The sequence below is a fragment of the Clostridium sp. AM25-23AC genome, from assembly GCF_003435125.1.
Classification (GTDB): domain Bacteria; phylum Bacillota; class Clostridia; order Lachnospirales; family Lachnospiraceae; genus Pilosibacter; species Pilosibacter fragilis.
In genome coordinates, this window is the sequence record NZ_QWGI01000076.1 from 1 (window position 1) to 2,950 (window position 2,950).

Here is a 2,950-nt window from a genome sequence, read left to right on the forward strand (position 1 = left end):
TTCTAAAACAGAATGGTGACCGCTGAGCTCCGTAAAATGCAGTTTCTAAGCTGTTCAATATCAACCCTTAGATAAGCCATGGTGGTTTCAGTACTTGAATGTCCAAGGATTTCGGAAATGACCGGAAGAGGAATCCTGTTTTCCAGAAGTCTTCCTGCCAGACTATGTCTCAGTGCATGCGCACCGTGATGACGCCCTTCCGTTTTAATTCCAGCCTTTAAAAGATGCCTGTGGACAGTAGAGCCGACAGCAGATGCTGTAAATTCATGTATAGGTGCCCTGTGTCTGACAAAAATATGATCCGAATTACAAGTCGGACGACCGTATTTCATGTATTCGATAATGGACTCACCTACATCTTTCAGAAGAGGCAGTTCTATTTGTTTTTTTGTCTTAACCTGATAGAAACTGATTTTATTTGTTTCCCAGTTAATATTTTCAAAACGCAGATTTGCCACATCACTAGCTCTTAATCCGAGCCTTGCAATCAACAGGATAATTGCATAATCCCGCCTACCGCCGGGATTGCCGAGATCGATCTCCGCTAAAGTTTTTGAGACTTCTTCTGCTGTATAAACAGAAGGAAGTGTGCTGTTTTTGTTGTAATGAATGCAGGGGATCCTCTTATAGGTATCCTTGTCATAAAAACCATTTTTAAAGGAATATTCCAGAAAAAGTTTTACTGCTCTAAGTGTTGCAGCTGCAGTCGGTTTTGAAAAACAGGATAACGCTGCGATAAAATCATAAATTACAGAAATAGTGATTTTTTCAAATGAGCAGCACCCTTTTCCTTCCAAGAAATCAAAAAATCTTTCCAGATAAAGCTGTGTTCGTAGAATACTGTCTTCCTTGATGTTTATGCTCCTACGATATTTGTTGTAGCCTTCTACTGCCGGAAGAAAGACTTCCGGGAACTGGTATTCACGCTTACGTTCTTTGATCATAACGGAATTGTTAAGCTTAAAATCTGAAAGCATTTCCATGAATCTTAAAAAACATGGTTTCTTATTTCGAATGTCACTTGAAAGATGGTAGTGGTCTTCAAGAAATGACAGCGCAAGATCCATGGAAAAATAGATTTCATTTTTTCCTGCAGCATAAGTTTTTAACTGATTTGTGATGCACTTAAAGGAGTACACAGTTCCTTTGGAATATTTTGCAGCAACAAGCCAGTCATAGGTCTGTTGGATGAGTTCGTCCAGTGTTTGTTGTTCTTCCATAATTACCTCCATGATATTTATTGACCGTGGTCTATAATAATCATGAAGTTTTATGCAAAGTTGCACAATCAGAAAATGGCAGATTTATGGGATGTGCGGCTATGAACTTTTCATAATAACTTACTTTCCATAACCGACGCCGCCTTTCTGGTTGGCAATGGCGATAATTTGTGTGTTCACTTTGCAATCACCTCGTTTCTGGAATAAAAAAAGGAGAATGTGACGTAAATCAACATTCTCCCTGAGAAACGATATGCGATTGTATTGCTGCTTGTCTTATTTGTGTTCAGCTTTTGGGGAGCCATCCCGCCGCAAACCCGCATGAATACTGGATTTCTGCTTGTTTGTCTTTCCCTTTCCCGAATAACCTCTGTTCAACGATATGTACAGCCGGGATATTTCCAAAAAGGTGCTGGCAGGGCGTATGACCCGTTCCCGGCAGGGGAAGTTTTGTGGTGGGCAACCGCCCCTCGGTTTGATGCGTGACCCGGAGGATAAGGGACATTTGATCCGTGACCCTGAGACAGCACCGGTAATCCGAAAAATCTATGATATGGCGCTGGATGGCTGGGGATGCATGCGGATTGCAAAGCAGCTCATGGATGATAAAGTCCCGATCACCAGAGTAAAAAGCAACACAGAATGTGATGTAAATTACTATTCATGGGGAAGTGCAAGAATCAGCCATATTCTGCGGAATCCCTTTTATAAGAGCGCACATCTGGTCTGCCGGACACATCAGAAAGGGATTCGCTCCAACACCTATGACATTATCCCTCGTGAGGACTGGGAAATTATCGAGGATTGCCATGAAGCAATCATCTCCCCGGAAGAATGGGAGCAGGTACAGGAAATCATTGACCGCAGACCAACCATTATGAAGGGCAACTCCTGCCCCTTTTATAACCTGTTCCACGGTATCATTTATTGTGCGACTTGCGGAAAGTCCATGCAGGTGCGGTATGAAAAGGTTGGCAGAACCGGAAAGAATCGTTTTACCGGCGAACAGCGAGAACCGATTGATAAGGCGTATTATATCTGCCAGACCTACAACAGGCTGGGCAAGAACGCCTGTACCAGCCACAAGATCGAAGCCAGAGATTTGTACAACCTTGTGCTGAAAGATATTCAGGAACTGGCAAAGACTGCGCTCAAAGATGCCGATGCTTTTTATCAGCGGCTGAGCAGCCGGATGGAGCGCCGGTATCTTCTGGATGCCTCCCAGACACAGAAGGAATGTCAACGCCTGGAAAGCAGGAATCGTGAAATTGATGAGATGTTCCTGAGCCTATATACCGATAAGGCAAAAGGAATCCTGACTGAGCAGCGTTTTATGAAGCTGACAGCAACACTGGAACAAGAGCAGGAAGCCAACCAGAAGCGCCTGCAAGACCTGCTGTTGATGATGCGCCACTCTGACGAACAGGAAAATGAAGTCCGCACCTTCATCAAAGAAATCCGGCGCTATGCAGCCATTGAAGAACTGGATGAAGCGGTGCTGAACCGGCTCATCAGCAAAATTTTGGTGGGCGAAGTCAAGAAGATTGACGGACAGAAGGTGCAGGAAGTCAGAATCGTTTATAACTTTGTCGGAGAAATCCCGGAGATTACAGCATAATCATTTCGCCTCATCTCTCAATCAGCGAGGGATGAGGCTTTTCTTTTTGTAAAATTGCAATAGATATATTCATAATTTAACCTGTTGTGCTAGATAAAATAATATAAAGAAA

Annotated in this window: 1 protein-coding gene and 1 pseudogene; one reads left to right on the forward strand and one right to left on the reverse strand. The window is 43.3% G+C overall.

Annotated elements, in window-relative coordinates:
- Window positions 1-2 precede the first annotated feature (2 nt).
- Window positions 3-1,220 carry a site-specific integrase gene (locus DW677_RS17815; RefSeq protein WP_117567933.1) on the reverse strand — a complete coding sequence of 406 codons (1,218 nt, stop codon included), beginning with the start codon at window positions 1,218-1,220 and terminating at the stop codon, window positions 3-5.
- Between the two features lie 376 nt (window positions 1,221-1,596).
- Here DW677_RS17815 and DW677_RS17825 point away from each other — a divergent pair.
- Window positions 1,597-2,838, forward strand: a pseudogene (locus DW677_RS17825) (recombinase family protein); the annotation flags it as partial.
- Window positions 2,839-2,950 lie beyond the last annotated feature (112 nt).